This window comes from Polaromonas sp. P1_G2 (assembly GCF_056405515.1).
Genome location: NZ_JBFUBY010001251.1, coordinates 1 through 435, shown reverse-complemented (window position 1 = coordinate 435; position 435 = coordinate 1). Strand labels below are relative to the sequence as shown.

Annotated in this window: 1 pseudogene; it reads right to left on the bottom strand. The window is 59.3% G+C overall.

Going from position 1 to position 435, the window contains the following annotated elements:
* Nucleotides 1-148: 148 nt before the first annotated feature.
* A pseudogene (locus AC1D0P_RS30000) lies at nucleotides 149-435 on the bottom strand (5'/3'-nucleotidase SurE); the annotation flags it as partial.

The window sequence follows — 435 nt, the reverse complement described above, 5'->3', positions numbered from 1 at the left end:
GTCCAGGCCTGGTCGAGGAATTCGGCTGGTACGAAAAAGTGCCGTGGCGTCTGCTCGATAGCGTTGAGCAGGTCGGCATTGACAACGCCTCGGGCACGCAGCCGGAGGCAGAGCGCCACAAAACCTTCCCTGCCGCCGCGCCCCTGGTTCATGCCGGCCCTTTCGTCACGGCCTGCTGGATACGGTCAAGCAGGCTATAGTCTGTAAGGTCGAGCTTGAGCGGCGTTACCGAGATTTTGCCTTCCTTGAGCGCGAAGATGTCTGTGCCCTCGCGGAAATCGCCCTTTCGGCTGTCGAATTTCAGCCAGTAATATGGCAGGCCTCGGCCGTCGCTGCGCTTTTCGACATTCATGCCGAAATCGAGCTTGCCCTGGGCGGTGACGGCAATACCCTGAACGTCCGACGGTTGGCAATTGGGGAAGTTGACATTCATGA